The 14,966-nt window shown below is 45.8% G+C and carries 16 protein-coding genes; 10 read left to right on the plus strand and 6 right to left on the minus strand.

The window, feature by feature from the left end:
• Positions 1-10 precede the first annotated feature (10 nt).
• From sdhA to FD977_RS05880, 4 genes are all read right to left on the minus strand, one after another.
• Positions 11-1,789, minus strand: a complete 1,779-nt coding sequence (gene sdhA, locus FD977_RS05865; protein WP_215304177.1) for a succinate dehydrogenase flavoprotein subunit — start codon at positions 1,787-1,789, stop codon at positions 11-13.
• A gap of 4 nt (positions 1,790-1,793) precedes the next feature.
• Positions 1,794-2,159: a succinate dehydrogenase, hydrophobic membrane anchor protein gene (gene sdhD / locus FD977_RS05870; RefSeq protein WP_215304178.1), complete on the minus strand. Its 366-nt coding sequence runs from the start codon at positions 2,157-2,159 to the stop codon at positions 1,794-1,796.
• 25 nt (positions 2,160-2,184) lie between these two features.
• Entirely contained in the window at positions 2,185-2,604 is a 420-nt protein-coding gene (gene sdhC, locus FD977_RS05875; RefSeq protein WP_215304179.1) for a succinate dehydrogenase, cytochrome b556 subunit, read from the minus strand.
• Between the two features lie 141 nt (positions 2,605-2,745).
• Positions 2,746-3,483, minus strand: a complete 738-nt coding sequence (locus FD977_RS05880) for a GntR family transcriptional regulator (RefSeq protein WP_215304180.1) — start codon at positions 3,481-3,483, stop codon at positions 2,746-2,748.
• A 148-nt stretch (positions 3,484-3,631) separates the two neighbouring features.
• Here FD977_RS05880 and FD977_RS05885 point away from each other — a divergent pair, with 148 nt between their 5' ends.
• Complete coding sequence (locus FD977_RS05885; RefSeq protein ID WP_215304181.1) at positions 3,632-4,621, plus strand: malate dehydrogenase; 990 nt, start codon at positions 3,632-3,634, stop codon at positions 4,619-4,621.
• Positions 4,622-4,633: 12 nt separating this feature from the next.
• Positions 4,634-5,008 (plus strand): hypothetical protein, encoded by a 375-nt coding sequence (locus FD977_RS05890; RefSeq protein ID WP_215304182.1) that lies wholly within the window; start codon positions 4,634-4,636, stop codon positions 5,006-5,008.
• A gap of 83 nt (positions 5,009-5,091) precedes the next feature.
• Here the strand turns inward: FD977_RS05890 and FD977_RS05895 are convergent, their stop codons facing one another.
• Positions 5,092-6,303: a DUF2863 family protein gene (locus FD977_RS05895; RefSeq protein WP_215304183.1), complete on the minus strand. Its 1,212-nt coding sequence runs from the start codon at positions 6,301-6,303 to the stop codon at positions 5,092-5,094.
• 11 nt (positions 6,304-6,314) lie between these two features.
• Entirely contained in the window at positions 6,315-7,091 is a 777-nt protein-coding gene (yaaA, locus tag FD977_RS05900; RefSeq protein ID WP_215304184.1) for a peroxide stress protein YaaA, read from the minus strand.
• A gap of 68 nt (positions 7,092-7,159) precedes the next feature.
• Here yaaA and FD977_RS05905 point away from each other — a divergent pair, with 68 nt between their 5' ends.
• The 8 genes from FD977_RS05905 to FD977_RS05940 are packed head-to-tail and all read left to right on the plus strand — an operon-like array spanning position 7,160 to position 14,958.
• Positions 7,160-8,362 carry a methionine aminotransferase gene (locus FD977_RS05905; RefSeq protein WP_215304185.1) on the plus strand — a complete coding sequence of 401 codons (1,203 nt, stop codon included), beginning with the start codon at positions 7,160-7,162 and terminating at the stop codon, positions 8,360-8,362.
• Positions 8,363-8,403: 41 nt separating this feature from the next.
• Positions 8,404-9,111 carry a glutathione binding-like protein gene (locus FD977_RS05910; RefSeq protein ID WP_215307067.1) on the plus strand — a complete coding sequence of 236 codons (708 nt, stop codon included), beginning with the start codon at positions 8,404-8,406 and terminating at the stop codon, positions 9,109-9,111.
• A gap of 1 nt (position 9,112) precedes the next feature.
• Positions 9,113-9,967, plus strand: coding sequence for a 3-hydroxybutyryl-CoA dehydrogenase (locus FD977_RS05915; RefSeq protein ID WP_215304186.1), 855 nt, complete (start codon positions 9,113-9,115; stop codon positions 9,965-9,967).
• Positions 9,964-10,503 (plus strand): DUF3429 domain-containing protein, encoded by a 540-nt coding sequence (locus FD977_RS05920; protein ID WP_215304187.1) that lies wholly within the window; start codon positions 9,964-9,966, stop codon positions 10,501-10,503. Before FD977_RS05915 ends, FD977_RS05920 begins: the two co-directional genes overlap by 4 nt.
• A gap of 10 nt (positions 10,504-10,513) precedes the next feature.
• Entirely contained in the window at positions 10,514-11,827 is a 1,314-nt protein-coding gene (locus FD977_RS05925; protein ID WP_215304188.1) for a replication-associated recombination protein A, read from the plus strand.
• Positions 11,824-12,465, plus strand: coding sequence for a 2-hydroxychromene-2-carboxylate isomerase (locus tag FD977_RS05930; protein ID WP_215304189.1), 642 nt, complete (start codon positions 11,824-11,826; stop codon positions 12,463-12,465). The genes FD977_RS05925 and FD977_RS05930 overlap by 4 nt, the downstream gene beginning before the upstream one ends.
• Positions 12,466-12,518: 53 nt before the next feature.
• Positions 12,519-13,094 (plus strand): peptidylprolyl isomerase, encoded by a 576-nt coding sequence (locus tag FD977_RS05935; protein WP_215304190.1) that lies wholly within the window; start codon positions 12,519-12,521, stop codon positions 13,092-13,094.
• A gap of 37 nt (positions 13,095-13,131) precedes the next feature.
• Positions 13,132-14,958: a bifunctional chorismate-binding protein/class IV aminotransferase gene (locus tag FD977_RS05940; protein ID WP_215304191.1), complete on the plus strand. Its 1,827-nt coding sequence runs from the start codon at positions 13,132-13,134 to the stop codon at positions 14,956-14,958.
• Positions 14,959-14,966: the final 8 nt, after the last annotated feature.

A 14,966-nucleotide genomic window follows, 5' to 3' on the forward strand; every position in this document is an offset into this window, starting at 1 on the left:
TTCTCTTCGCTTAGAAAGTACGTTCTTTAGGAGGGAAAGACTCAACCGTCAATGGCTTGAGGACAACCGGCTTATAGTCAAGTCGATTACCTTCGCTGTACCAAAGCGTATGTTTCATCCAGTGCTCATCATCACGATGTTGATGGTCATCATGTGAATGTGCGCCACGACTTTCTTTACGGGCAGCCGCTGAAATCATGGTCGCGTTTGCAGTTTCAATTAAGTTCGCAACCTCTAAAGCTTCGATACGCGCAGTATTGAAAATCTCAGACTTATCCTTAAGCCATATGTGCTTAGCACGCTCAGTTAGCTTGGCCATTTGACGAACGCCCTCGTCCATCAATTCTTGATTGCGGAATACGCCGGCGTATTTCTGCATAGTCTTGCGAATATCGTTTGCAACATCTTGTGCATACTCACCAGAAGTCGAGTTATCAAGGGCAGCAATGCGAGCCAAAGTTTTCTCGCCAGCATTTTCAGGTAATGGTTTGAATTCGCGGCTCTTGAGATCCATTGCAACAATGTGGTTACCTGCAGCACGACCAAATACTAACAAGTCGAGCAATGAATTCGTGCCTAAACGGTTTGCACCGTGAACGGATACACAAGAGCACTCTCCAATAGCGTACAAGCCATTAACGATGTCGTTATGCTTACCATTGCCCGGCACAACTACTTGGCCGTTAATGTTGGTAGGAATGCCGCCCATCTGATAGTGAATAGTTGGCACAACAGGAATTGGTTCTTTAGTAACGTCTACGTTAGCGAAGTTGATGCCGATTTCATAGACAGAAGGCAAACGCTTCATGATGGTCTCAGCGCCGATGTGTGTCAAATCCAAAACCACATAGTCACCGTTGGGGCCACAACCGCGCCCTTCTTTAATCTCTTGGTCCATGCAGCGTGAAATAAAGTCACGTGGAGCCAAGTCTTTATAGGTAGGGGCATAACGCTCCATGAAACGCTCGCCATCCTTGTTACGCAAGATAGCGCCCTCACCGCGACAGCCCTCTGTCAACAGCACGCCTGCACCAGCTACGCCGGTTGGGTGGAATTGCCAGAACTCCATATCTTCCAATGGAATACCTGCACGCGCAGCGAGACCCATACCATCGCCAGTATTAATGAACGCATTGGTAGACGCATCCCAAATACGGCCCGCACCGCCAGTAGCCATCATGACTACTTTGGTTTCTAAAATATATACTTGGCCCGTTTCCATTTCGAGCGCAGTCACACCAACAACATCACCTGCGTCATCACGAATCAAATCCAGAGCTAACCACTCAACGAAGAAGTTTGTCTTTGCACGAACGTTTCGTTGGTACAAGGTGTGCAACATGGCATGGCCAGTACGGTCAGCTGCAGCGCAAGCACGTTGGACTGCTTTCTCGCCATAGTTTGCTGTGTGCCCACCAAATGGGCGCTGATAAATAGTGCCATCTGGATTGCGGTCGAACGGCATACCGAAGTGCTCAAGCTCATAAACAACTTTGGGAGCTTCGCGGCACATAAACTCGATTACGTCTTGGTCGCCTAACCAGTCTGAACCTTTGATCGTGTCGTAAAAATGATAGTGCCAGTTGTCTTCACTCATATTACCGAGTGAAGCACCGATACCGCCCTGAGCAGCAACAGTATGTGAACGTGTCGGGAAAACTTTAGTTAGTACCGCAACATTCAGGCCAGCTTCTGCTAACTGCAAAGAAGCGCGCATGCCTGAACCACCTGCACCGATAATTACCGCGTCGAACCGACGGCGTGGTAACACTTTTTTAATCGCGGTCATTGAATTACACTTTCCACAAAATTTGTACGGCATAGGCCGCACAGGCTACAAGATACAAAACCGTTAACACTTGGAGTGTTAAACGAATGCTGACAGGCTTGATGTAATCCATCCAGATATCACGAATGCCAATCCAAGCGTGATAGAACAAGCTGATGAAAAATAACAGTGTCAAGAGCTTCATGAACTGGTTGCTAAATAAGGCAGCCCAACCCTCATAAGTCGCACTACCGGTGATGCAGTAGTCCACCAAAAGAACGATCGTAAAAACTACCATCACGATGGCTGTGGCGCGCTGAATAATCCACTCTTTGAGGCCGTAATGGGCGCCAACAACTAAGCGCTTAGGTCCAATTTGATAAATAGGCATTCGATTTCCTTAAATAGAGAAGCGCTTAGTACAAGCCGAATAATTTGAGACCAACAATCGCAGTTAGAGCTAGCCCTAAGCAAAATACGAAAATCGCTGAGCGGTTGGCATCAGCCTTTTCAACGCCAATCTCCAAATCCAATAAGAGATAGCGAATTCCAGCACAAAAGTGGTGCAAAAAAGACCAAATCAATCCAAGAAGAACAATTTTTACTAGCGCATGACCGGTAATTGCCTGAAAGGTTTGATAACTGATTTCAGAGGCTAAGCTTTGGTCTAAGAGGTAGAGCAAGAATGGCAACATCAAGAACAGTGCCGCTCCGCTGATGCGGTGAAGAATGGAAACTTTCCCAGCCCAAGGAAGGCGGTACTTGATTAACTGAGCAAGACCAATATTTCGGAAAACGGGTCTGTCTTTTTTTGCATTTTGCTGTGCGTCAACCATGGGCAATCTCAATCTTTCGGTGGAGGTTCAGTGCGGTTTTGTTGTGTTGCAACATATTCTATTAGAAACCTGGGGCTGGTGGGGACTTTTTAGCGTTTAAAGGGGTTAAAAACTGGTTTTTGCTGATTTTGAGTGTACTACCTAGTTCAATTTATTGTCGTAATGCTGCCCATCAGTGTCATATCTAGCCCGTCGAATTTCTACTGGTTTATTCCCGTAGGTAAAAGCCACACGCTCAACTGAAAGTAAGGCGGTGCCCTCTGAAACTTGCAGATATTTGGCAAGGTCTGGTCCCGCCAAGACGGCCTTGATTTTTTCCTCCGCCCGAACCATATGCGTGGCATATTCAGACTCATAAAAGGCATACATCGGACCAAACCAAGCATTGAGCGTTTCTAGGTTTAAGCCCTTAAAGCGGGCTTCTGGCAGCCAAATTTCTTCAAAAACGATAGGTCTACCTGCTGAGCTTTGCACTCGCTCGATCCGGATAATTAAATCATCTGGCTTTATCTTGAGCAACTGAGCAATATAGGGATCCGATTTGATGTTCTCACAGGCTAAAAACTGATTTTTCAAGTGCAACTTCTCACCAGAATCTGGCTCTAAACGCAAAAAACGATACTGGAAGTCTTCCTCTTGGTGGGTTGCCACAAAGGTACCCTTACCCTGGCGACGTATTAGCAAGTTTTGGGCGGCTAACTCATCAATCGCCTTACGAACAGTTCCCTGGCTCACCGCATACCGTGCTGCAAGCTCCATCTCACTGGGTATTGCATCACCAGGCAACCATTCGGAGGCCTGCAAGCTCGCCAAAATCATGGCTTTAATCTGCTCATATAGAGGGCTAAATGAGGCAATGGGTTCGGATATCAGGGACAAATTAGCTCCAGGACAACTGATGTTGGATAAAATTGAGACTTATCTCATATCTTATATAAGACATATTGCTAGTGTAAATGGAAAAGTACATACACTTAAATGGATAATAGAAAAAATAGTTAATTAACCTCAACTGGAGTTATTAGTAATGGCAAAAGCCCCAATGCGTGTTGCAGTCACCGGTGCAGCCGGTCAAATCGGATATTCACTCCTCTTTCGTATCGCCAATGGCGATTTGTTAGGCAAAGATCAGCCAGTTATCCTGCAGCTACTAGAAATTCCAGACGAAAAAGCTCAAAAAGCCCTTGCTGGCGTAATGATGGAGCTCGAGGACTGCGCTTTCCCCCTATTGGCAGGCATGACAGCCCACTCTGACCCAATGACAGCATTCAAAGACATTGATGTTGCTTTATTGGTTGGTGCACGTCCGCGCGGCCCAGGCATGGAGCGCAAAGATTTGCTCTCAGCCAATGCCCAGATTTTTACAGCGCAAGGCAAGGCATTGAATGCCGTAGCCAAAAAAACAGTAAAAGTATTGGTAGTTGGCAATCCAGCAAACACGAACGCCTACATCGCTATGAAGTCTGCACCAGATATTCCTGCGAAGAATTTCACAGCCATGTTGCGCTTGGATCACAACCGTGCTCTCTCACAATTGGCTAACAAGCTGAATAAGCCTGTTGCAGATATTGAGAAATTGGTTGTTTGGGGTAACCATAGCCCAACAATGTACCCAGACTATCGCTTTGCGACTATCGATGGTAAGTCTGTAAAAGACAGCATCAACGATGCAGCATGGAATAAAGATACTTTCATTCCTACAGTCGGTAAACGTGGCGCTGCCATTATTGAAGCGCGTGGCCTTTCTTCTGCAGCATCAGCAGCTAATGCGGCAATTGATCATGTGCGCGATTGGGTTCTGGGCACCAATGGTAAATGGGTCACTATGGGTATTGCATCCAAGGGCGAATACGGTATTCCCGCTGAAGTAATCTACGGTTATCCAGTAGTTTGCGAGAATGGTGAATACAAGATGGTGGAAGGTTTAGAAATTGATGAGTTCTCTCGCGAACGCATGAACCACACGCTCAATGAATTGCTTGAAGAGCAAGCTGGCGTTAAGCATCTCCTCTCATAAGGATTTATACATATGAAGCAAACCCTTCTCATCGCTAGCTTGCTTGCAGCCGGCCTTTTAGGTTCGGCCCCAGTCACTGCTAGCGAAGAAGTATCCACTTGGACTTGTAGCGAAAGTAAGCAATTTAAAACTTCAGGTACAACAGAAACGATTCGCCTCACTTGGGAATCCAAAACGTTTGACTTGAAGCGCGAAAATTCCCTACCAGGAAGCTTGCGTTATAAAAATGCCGCTACTGGACACGATCTTGTAGTGTTGGGTAATAAGGCCATGCTCTTCAATATTAAGTCTGGAACTCGCCTGGCTGATTTCTGCCAAACAGCAGAAATGAAAACCGGCAAGCTCCCGCACTTGTTTGCGAATTCAGAGCCTTTTGTACAGAACTAAAAGTAATGCTTCATAGTAAAAAAGCCGAGAGATTCTCGACTTTTTTATCTGCATCTTTTAGTTTTAAAGCTGACTGAATTTGCTCAGTGAAATAAAGGTTGCTGTATCGGTGCATCATCTGGTAACTCAGCATGCACAGCGTCACCCGATCGATCCGGAAACAGCGGCGCTCCACAGTCATCACAAAGCTCTGGGTCAAAGAGCATTGCATGGCGGAAGACGTCTTCAACGCCAGCATTACGAAGCGCATCTGCAATTCGCTTCATTGGACTTTCGTCATCAGACAAATCATTAAGCGCATCGTTAGCAACACTCTCGCGATCGTACAAAGGCCAAATGACTCCGTACACCACTTCAGAAGAGCCTTTTACGCTAAAAGAAATTCGATACTCATCGGCCTGATCTTCACCAAACGCCCCCACTACGCAGGATAATCCAGCAGGCATCACACCGAGAGTGCTCTCAAGAAAATTCACGGCAGCTCGAATGCTCAGTGGACGTACATGTTTATCCGCCAACCGACAGTTGGTGAAGTACGCTTCTGGTAATAAGAGTTCAAATTCGCAACCCGGCAAGAGTGCAGCGATAGGTTCCTGCATTGCGTTTTGCCAACCAATCAAGCTCATGCCACGCTCTTGACGTGTTGGTACTTCGGCTTGCCAACGGAATAAGGGCATTCCAGAAGGGGCAGCAATAGCGGCGATGATAAAGCGTGGATCAGCTAAAACCGCAATGGTCTCTGACATATCACGTAGTTCTATCTTCACTTCACTGGCAGTAATGGCGGCGCTAGATAAAGCCTCGGTTAGCAAGCGTGTTTGACAATGGGAGTGTGGCATTTGATCGATGCTGTACAGCCAAGGAACAATCGCTAAGCGTGTATCAGTAGAAGCTATTGAGTTATGCAATGCGGCGGCGGTAGACTCAATCACATTTACAGGCAATGCCCCAGAGGGAATCTGATAACGGGTGTGGGCAACGATTGGTAAAGCCAAGAGCAGTACATCCCAATTCTGACCCTCATGCTCCATGACTAAGGATTCGGCCAGCGTCTCCGCACAATCAGCAAGCACCTCGAAGGCTAGCGTATTAATGCGAAACGTTTGATCTAAGGAAGCATCGATCACATTTTGGTTTTGGCTTTTGAGAAGACGCATTAAGCGAACATTTAAGCGCTCCTCCCAAAACTGGTCTTCAATATGGCTGCCAGAAGCCGCCAAAGAAATAGCATCAGCTACTAGGCGCTCAACATCTGGAGAAGCGCGTTGCGAGGATTTAGTGCGGTGAACAGCCATGGTGCACTCTCCTACTTTCTTTCAGGACGTCTAAATAAGGGTTTTTCTGGTTTAGATTCAGAGGCAACATATTTGTAGCCATCTAAATTAAAACCCTTCAAATCTGTGGGATCGGTGATCCGGTTTTCGACAACATAGCGGGCCATTAATCCCCTGGCTCGCTTGGCGTAAAAGGAGATGATTTTGTATTTACCATCCTTACCATCTTGAAATACCGGAGAAATCACTGGGCAATCCAAGTTTTTGGCTTGCAAAACCTTGAAATATTCTTCAGAGGCTAAATTCAGAAGCACGGGCTTCTTTTGCTGCTCCAACAGCTTCTTTAGTGAGTCAGTAACGCGCTCACCCCAAAAAGCGTAGAGATCCTTGCCCCGGGCATTCTTAAAGGAAGTGCCCATCTCTAGGCGGTAAGGCTGCATTAAATCTAAAGGACGCAGAGCGCCATACAAGCCTGACAAAATGCGCAGATGATCTTGCGCAAAATCCATGGCTTTGGAATTCAGTGTCTTAACGTCAAATCCATCATAGACATCCCCATCAAAAGCATAAATAGCGGGTTTGCTGTTGGCATCCGTAAATTTCTTAGACCAATCCCGATAGCGACCCACATTAAGTGCAGCCAACTGATCCGAAAGACCCATCAGATCGGCGACCTCTTGAGGCGAGAGCTTCTTGAGATCGGCTATCAACTTAGCTGATTCTGAGACAAACTCTGGCAAGGTTGGAGCCTTGACCTTGGCTGGGGTTTTGTAATCTAGGGATTTTGCGGGTGAAAGGACGATCAACATGGCACAATTTGAAGATGAATTTCTACCATTCTAGCGACTACCTCTCTTATTTGCCTTAAACCGCCTTAATGGACCAAAACCTCGCCCTAAGCCCAGAATTTCCAAGTCGCCTACCCAAGGTAGGTACAACCGTCTTTACGATCATGTCAGCCCTAGCTGCAAAACATCAAGCGATTAATTTGGGCCAAGGTTTTCCGGACTTCCCTTGCGATCGAAAGCTGATATCCGAGGTTCATGCGGCCATGCTGGCTGATCACAATCAATATCCACCGATGATGGGGATTGCAGAGTTACGCCAAGGTGTATCACAAAAAATATTGGCTTTATATGGTCATGATTACGATCCTGATAAAGAGATCACCATTACTGCCGGTGGCACTCAAGGAATCATGACCGCCATTTTGTGCTGCGTCGGTCCAGGCGATGAAGTGGTCATCGTTGAACCCGCCTACGACAGCTATCGCCCATCCATTGATCTGGCGGGAGGTAAAACGGTTGCCGTATCTTTGACTGCCAATCGTGATGATCAAGGCATGGTGAGTTCTTATTCAATACCTTGGGATGATCTAGCAAAAGTAATCAATACAAAAACACGTCTCATCATGATCAATACACCGCACAATCCAACCGGTATGGTGTGGCAAAAATCCGATCTTGAGCGCTTAGCAAATTTAGTCAGAAATACCAATGCACTCATCTTGAGCGACGAGGTCTACGAGCACATGGTGTTTGATGGACATCGACATATCAGCATTGCAAGTCACCCTGAATTAGCAGCCCGTAGTTTTTTGATATCCAGTTTTGGCAAGACCTATCATGTCACTGGCTGGAAGATAGGCTATGTTGCGGCACCCGCAGCGATGATGAAAGAGTTTCGTAAGGTTCATCAGTTCAACGTGTTTACAGTAAATACGCCAATGCAATATGGTCTTGCTGAGTACCTTAAGAACGCAGATCACTATTTAGGATTGCCGCCTTTTTACCAAGCCAAGCGGGATTACTTTCGTCAAGGTTTGCAGCAAACTAAGTTCAAGTTACTGCCTGCGCCGGCAAGCTATTTTCAGTGTGTCAATTACACCGGGCTGGGCATCCCACAGGCTAAATTAAGTGAAGCAGATTTTTGCTCCTGGTTAACTACCGAGATTGGCGTAGCTGCTATTCCAGTTTCTGCTTTTTACGCCAAGCCAGTGGAGTCAGGTGTCATTCGTTTTTGTTTTGCTAAAGAAGAAAAGACGCTTTCAAACGCATTAGAGCGTTTACAAACCCTATAGAAAAGGAATTAATCGTGGCGATAAGCAAACCCAATAAAGACATCATTGATGTTTACAGCTGGCCAACACCAAATGGACATAAAGTTCACATCATGCTCGAGGAGTGTGGCTATAAGTTAGGTAAAGATTGGTTTGCCCATCCCATTGATATTGGCGCCGGCTATCAATTTAAGAAAGATTTCTTGGCCATCAGCCCGAATAACAAGATTCCAGCCATCACTGATCCCAATGGACCCGATGGCAAACCCGTCCATCTGTTCGAATCAGGTGCAATCTTGCTATACCTAGCCGCCAAAACAGGAAAGTTTTTACCTAAATCTATCCGGGGCAAATATGAGGTGTTGCAATGGCTCATGTTCCAAATGGGGGGCTTAGGGCCACTTTTAGGACAAAACCACCACTTTCGAATCTACGCCCCGGAGAAAATTGATTACGCAATTAATCGCTATACCAACGAAGCCAAACGCTTGTATGGAGTAATAGATCATCAACTGAAAGATAATGCTTATATTGCTGGCAAAAGTTACTCCATAGCAGACATTGCTATCTTTCCTTGGACGCGTAACTGGAAGAACCAAGGCATTGATATCAACGAATATCCTCATTTTAAGCGTTGGTTTGAAATGATTGGTGAGCGCCCTGCTGTTAAGCGTGGCGTTGAAGTATTAACAGCATTACGCAAGCCCTTACATGATGACAAAGCAAGGGAACAATTATTTGGTTCATCACAGTATCAAAAAAGGAAATAGCATGAAGATTCAATCAGTCGGAGTCATTGGGGCAGGTACGATGGGCAATGGTATTGCGCAAGTCTGTGCAGTTGCCGGTCTTGATGTTGTCATGGTTGATATCAGCGATGCTGCCGTTGAACGCGGCTTGAATCAAATTAGCAAAAGCTTAGATCGCTTGGTGAAAAAAGAAATACTTACCATTGAGAATAAAGATGCTGCACTTAAACGCATCAAAGGTGGAACTTCATATGCCGACTTCAAGGGACTTCAACTAGTCATTGAGGCTGCTACTGAGAATCAAGCTATCAAAGAAAAGATCCTAAAGCAGGTTGATGAGATCGTCAGTAAAGAAACCATTATTGCTACGAACACCTCTTCACTCTCTATTACCAAACTTGCAGCCTTAGATTCCAATCCAGGTCGCTTCATTGGTATGCACTTTTTTAATCCGCCGCCGCTGATGGCGTTAGTTGAAGTGATTCGAGGCTTACAAACCTCTGACACAACCCATGCCGCCATTATTGAAATGGCCAAGCGCATTGGTAAAGAGCCCATCACTGTGAAGAACTCTCCCGGCTTTGTGGTGAATCGTATTTTGTTGCCAATGATTAACGAAGCCTTCTTTGTTCTGCATGAAGGCCTTGCTAGCCCAGAAGATATAGATGAGGGTATGAAATTGGGCTGCAACCAGCCTATTGGGCCACTTGCCCTCGCTGATTTAATTGGTCTAGATACCTGCTTAGCTGTAATGGAAGTCTATTTTGAGAACTTCAGCGACTCTAAATATCGCCCTTGCCCACTGTTACGCGAGATGGTTGCCGCCGGCTACCTCGGTCGCAAGTCTGGACGCGGCGTCTTTACCTACGATCAATGATTTTGCGATTCACTTTCCACTATCCACCACCAACCAACCCAGATAAAGAAGTTTTTGTGAACCCACTGCCTCCTCTAGTTACTAAATTAGCCTATGCTGGTCTAATTCCTTTTGTTGGTCTTGCGCTGATGGTGCAGCTTGCGCCAACACCACTGAATTATTTAAGTGCTGAATCGCTAGCAGGTTACGGTGCGGTAATCACTGCATTCATGGGTGCCATGCATTGGGGTGCCAATTTACATAAGCTAGGCAAAACCCCCAGCGGCGATCGGTGGGGAGATCGTAATGCATGGATCTGGGGCGTAATACCAGCTTTAGTTGCTTGGCTTGCACTACACATTTATATACCTGTTGGCCTAGTCATCTTAGCCTCAGCATTAGTGATTCAGCGCAATATTGATAAAGAAACTTATCAATATTATTTTTCCAATGAAGAGGCGCTGAATGCATTCATCACCATGCGTAATCGACTCACACTAGTTTCTGCTGGGTGTTTAATTTGGGCCGCATTGGTTATTTTGTTTGTACAAAACTAAATCAGCGCTGATGGGCAATCTATTTGATCAAGCACCTCCGCCACCATTAGCGGAAGTCTTGCGCCCAAAATCTATAGAAGAAGTAATCGGACAGACGCATCTTTTAGCAAGCGGTAAACCACTTAGTCTCGCTTTTGGTTCTGGTAAGCCGCATTCGATGATTCTCTGGGGTCCGCCGGGAGTTGGCAAGACGACCCTGGCAAGACTGTCAGCAAAAGCCTTTGATCGAGAATTTATCGCCATTTCAGCTGTGCTTGCCGGGGTAAAAGAAATTCGCGAGGCTATCGAGCAAGCACAGCAGAGCATGTCTCAATATGGCAGACAAACTATTTTGTTTGTAGATGAGATTCATCGATTTAACAAAAGTCAACAAGATGCCTTGTTGCCACATGTTGAGTCTGGCCTATTCAACTTCATTGGCGCTACAACTGAAAACCCTTCATTTGAGGTGAACTCAGCCCTGCTCTCACGCGCACAGGTCTATGTCCTGAAATCATTAAACGCTGTGGAGCTCAAGCAGTTATTTGATCGTGCGTATCAATATGCAATGCCAGATATTCCTTTTGAGGCAGATGCAATCGATAGCTTAATTTCACATGCAGATGGTGATGCTAGGCGATTATTAAATTTAGTGGAGCAAGTGCGCAATGCTGTCTCAATACCAAACTCTCAGATTCGCAAAGTAGATCAGCAATTTATTGAAAATGCATTAGCAGCTCAGGCACGTCGCTTTGATAAAGGCGGAGACCAATTTTATGATCAAATATCTGCTCTACATAAATCGGTGCGTGGCTCTAATCCTGATGCTGCGCTGTATTGGTTTTGTCGCATGATAGATGGCGGTGCCGACCCCCGGTATCTTGCACGCAGAATTATCCGCATGGCTTGGGAAGATATTGGGCTTGCCGATCCCAGAGCAATGCAACTAGCCAATGATGCAGCTCAAACTTTTGAGCGACTTGGCTCGCCTGAAGGTGAATTAGCACTAGGTCAAGCCGTCGTCTACCTAGCTATCGCTGCTAAGAGTAATGCAAGTTATAACGCTTACAACGCGGCAAGAGCTTATGTTGCTGCCGATCAAAGCAAACCTGTTCCCAACCATTTGCGCAATGCCCCAACTAAACTCATGAAAGAGCTAGGTCACGGCAAAGAATACCGTTATGCACATGATGAGCCCCATGCCTATGCCGCTGGAGAAACTTACTTGCCCGATGGCATGGCAGAGCCTCATTGGTACCAGCCAGTTGATCGGGGCTTAGAGAGTCAGATTGCCGAGAAAATGGCCTTCTTGCGCAAGTTGGATCAGGAGTCGAATCAGAAATGAGCCAAGATCCGGTAGATGAAAAACGGATTAAAGGAACGCTCTACTACGACATCATTTCTCCATTCTCTTATTTTTATACCAAGCAACGCCATCGTCTGAAAAAACGAATCGATATTCAACCCCTACCTATCTTATTGGGTGGCTTACTACGCGGGACTGACAATCGCGGACCTGGGGAAGTGGAAGCCAAGCGCCCTCATACCTATCAATATTGCGTATGGCTCGCTGAAAAGTTAGGCATCCCTTTTCGCTTTCCAGAGCACCACCCTTTTCTTACCGTTGCAGCACAGCGTTTGCTAGTTCAGCAAAATGCTCAATGGGATATGGTTGAGCGCGCTTTTGAGTATGTCTGGGTGGAAGGTAAAGATCCCAATTTATCGTGGCCGGAATTTTGTCAATACCTTGGCTTAGCTGCAGATACTCCAAAACCAGATAGGCCAGAGGTTAAAGCTAAGCTTATTGGCAATACAGAGAGAGCAAAAGCGGATGGGGCATTTGGTGTGCCCACCCTTGTTATCGCTGGGCATGCTTTTTGGGGTGTCGATACCATCGATTGGGCCTTAGATTATCTAGATAGGCCGAATATGTTTGAAGAAGCTACTTATCACTATGCCGGTCAAGTTCCCTTTGGGCTTTGAGCAATACAATCTAATCAACTATATTTTTCACTCGATTCTTAAGGATACTCAGTATGCGCAAAATCATTGCTTCCCTATTTTTAGTTTCCAGCCTCATTGCTAGTGCCGCAAGCTTTGCTGGCCCTAGAGTGGAATTTAAAACCAACATGGGTAATTTTGTTGTTGAGCTTGATTCAGTAAAGGCACCAAAAACTTCTGCCAACTTTTTGAACTATGTAAACAGTGGTTTTTATAACGGTACGATTTTTCACCGTGTGATAGATGGCTTCATGATTCAGGGGGGTGGGTTTACTTCGGACTTGACACAAAAACCAACTAATACGCCTGTAGTTTCAGAAGCTCAAAATGGCCTCAGGAATCAAACTTACACCATCGCTATGGCGCGTACCTCTGACCCCGATTCAGCAACAGCCCAGTTCTTTATTAATGTGAAAGACAATGAGGGTCTGAATTATCCAAATGCGATGGGCAATGGCTATACCGTTTTCGGCATAGTCGTTTCTGGCACGCAAACCATCGACGCTATTCGTAAAATCCCAACCATGGTGGCATCATCACCAAAGATGGGCCGTATGTCAGACGTGCCTAGCAAGACTGTCACGATTGAATCAGCTACTGTTTTAAAGTAATTACTACTAGCTTATTTGAGCACTGACGACCAATAGCATGATATTGCTTGATGATGCCCAAAGCACCACAGCAAAGCTGAGCAGTCGCCTGTATGAGTATGCGCTCCAGCTTTGGACCATCTATCCTCAGTCCAACCATGCACAGACAATTGCAGCTGTAGATCAATGCCTGCAAGATATCAATACAGCATTGGCGCAGGGAGAATACGTTGTCGCTGCGTTTGCATATGAGCTAGGTCTATACATACACAATATTGACGGACTAACTCAGCGTGAAAGTAATGAGCACCCATTAATACAGGCATGGTCTTTTAAGTCCTATGAAAGATTTAGCAAAGCGGATGTCGATACTTACATTGAAAAAAAGATAGCAACCCTAGAGCCTGAATCTCAAGTTGCAGGTGTTGCCAATCTTCAATTTTCTCTTGATCAAGAGAAGTTCACCTCTGATATTCAGGCTATTCAAGAGTACATTCGCAATGGCGATACTTATCAAATTAATCACACGTTTCGGATTACAGGTGAAGTCTATGGTGACCCACTCTCACTGTATGCACGATTAAGGGAGCGTCAGCCGGGAAGATTTGGCGCATTTATTGCGCAAGACTCACACTTTATTTTGTCCCAATCGCCCGAATTATTTATTCAGAAGCAAGGTAATACTTTGAAAGCCATGCCGATGAAAGGTACTGCTAGCGCATTGAATGACTCAGCCGAGCATTTATCCGCAGATGCAAAGAATCAAGCCGAAAATGTCATGATCGTCGATTTATTGCGCAATGATCTGAGTCGACTTGCCTTACTAGGAACGGTCACCGTACCCAAGCTCTTTGAGGTTACTCAGTACGGCGATGTACTGCAAATGACATCGACAGTTCAAGCTGAGATCAAGCCTGAAATGCAATTACGTGATGTACTTAATGCAGTATTTCCTTGTGGATCGGTAACGGGCGCTCCCAAGAAGCGCAGTATGGAAATCATTCAAGAATTAGAGCCGCAAAATCGAGGCTACTATTGTGGCGCTCTGGGTTGGATTGATCCTGGTGGTGACTTTGCGTTTAGCGTTCCTATCCGCACCCTTGAAGTGAGTCATGATCCAAAAACACATGCTTCGCCCTTTTCCTTGGGTATAGGTGCTGGTATCACGATTGACTCTGAGCCCGAGCAGGAGTGGGAAGAGTGCCAAATTAAAGCTGCGTTCTTGAGCAAGTTACCCAGTCAATTGGGCTTGTTTGAAACTATCTTGGTCCGCCAAGGTCAGGCTCAGCATGTACAAGCTCATCTAGCGCGCTTGGCTAATTCTGCTTTAGCGTTTGGTATTCCTTGCTCTATGCCGGACATGATGCAAATAATTGAGCATGGGTGTGCAAACTGCTCAATTGATAGCGAGTATCGATTACGCTTGGATCTCGATCATCTTGGCATGGCAAGTTATCAAATAGCCCCCATCAAACCATTAGAAGGTTCAGTAAAAATATTTTGGGCAAAAGATATTCTGCCCGACTCAAGCATGGCGACCTTTCACTCTGGCAATATTTTATTAAGGCATAAGGTAAACATTCGCAAGGTCTATGACCAAGCCTGGAGATTGGCAGAAAGCCTTAGTGGCTTTGATGCTCTATTTACAAATGAGCAAGGTTATGTCACCGAGGGTGGAAGAAGCAGTGTTTTTGTAAAATCTGGAGATCGGTGGCTTACACCCCCCCTATCTGCAGGTCTGTTACCAGGGGTTATGAGATCCATCATATTGAACGATCCCCAGTGGAATGCCCATGAAGTCAGCCTGACTATTGATGATATTCAGAATGCAAAAGAGATTATGCTTAGTAATGCCATACGCGGTCACATTCCCGCCCATTTTTAGAAAGTCCG

Origin of the sequence: Polynucleobacter sp. AP-Elch-400A-B2 (assembly GCF_018688355.1) — a bacterium.
In the GTDB taxonomy this organism is placed as follows: Bacteria; Pseudomonadota; Gammaproteobacteria; order Burkholderiales; family Burkholderiaceae; genus Polynucleobacter.

Bases quoted from the DNA above. Each gene is read 5' to 3' on its own strand.
- sdhA (WP_215304177.1), bottom strand. From the start codon at position 1,789: ATGACCGCGATTAAAAAAGTGTTACCACGCCGTCGGTTCGACGCGGTA.
- sdhD (WP_215304178.1), bottom strand. From the start codon at position 2,159: ATGCCTATTTATCAAATTGGACCTAAGCGCTTAGTTGTTGGCGCCCAT.
- sdhC (WP_215304179.1), bottom strand. From the start codon at position 2,604: ATGGTTGACGCACAGCAAAATGCAAAAAAAGACAGACCCGTTTTCCGA.
- FD977_RS05885 (WP_215304181.1), top strand. From the start codon at position 3,632: ATGGCAAAAGCCCCAATGCGTGTTGCAGTCACCGGTGCAGCCGGTCAA.
- FD977_RS05890 (WP_215304182.1), top strand. From the start codon at position 4,634: ATGAAGCAAACCCTTCTCATCGCTAGCTTGCTTGCAGCCGGCCTTTTA.
- FD977_RS05895 (WP_215304183.1), bottom strand. From the start codon at position 6,303: ATGGCTGTTCACCGCACTAAATCCTCGCAACGCGCTTCTCCAGATGTT.
- yaaA (WP_215304184.1), bottom strand. From the start codon at position 7,091: ATGTTGATCGTCCTTTCACCCGCAAAATCCCTAGATTACAAAACCCCA.
- FD977_RS05905 (WP_215304185.1), top strand. From the start codon at position 7,160: ATGGACCAAAACCTCGCCCTAAGCCCAGAATTTCCAAGTCGCCTACCC.
- FD977_RS05915 (WP_215304186.1), top strand. From the start codon at position 9,113: ATGAAGATTCAATCAGTCGGAGTCATTGGGGCAGGTACGATGGGCAAT.
- FD977_RS05920 (WP_215304187.1), top strand. From the start codon at position 9,964: ATGATTTTGCGATTCACTTTCCACTATCCACCACCAACCAACCCAGAT.
- FD977_RS05925 (WP_215304188.1), top strand. From the start codon at position 10,514: ATGGGCAATCTATTTGATCAAGCACCTCCGCCACCATTAGCGGAAGTC.
- FD977_RS05930 (WP_215304189.1), top strand. From the start codon at position 11,824: ATGAGCCAAGATCCGGTAGATGAAAAACGGATTAAAGGAACGCTCTAC.
- FD977_RS05935 (WP_215304190.1), top strand. From the start codon at position 12,519: ATGCGCAAAATCATTGCTTCCCTATTTTTAGTTTCCAGCCTCATTGCT.
- FD977_RS05940 (WP_215304191.1), top strand. From the start codon at position 13,132: ATGATATTGCTTGATGATGCCCAAAGCACCACAGCAAAGCTGAGCAGT.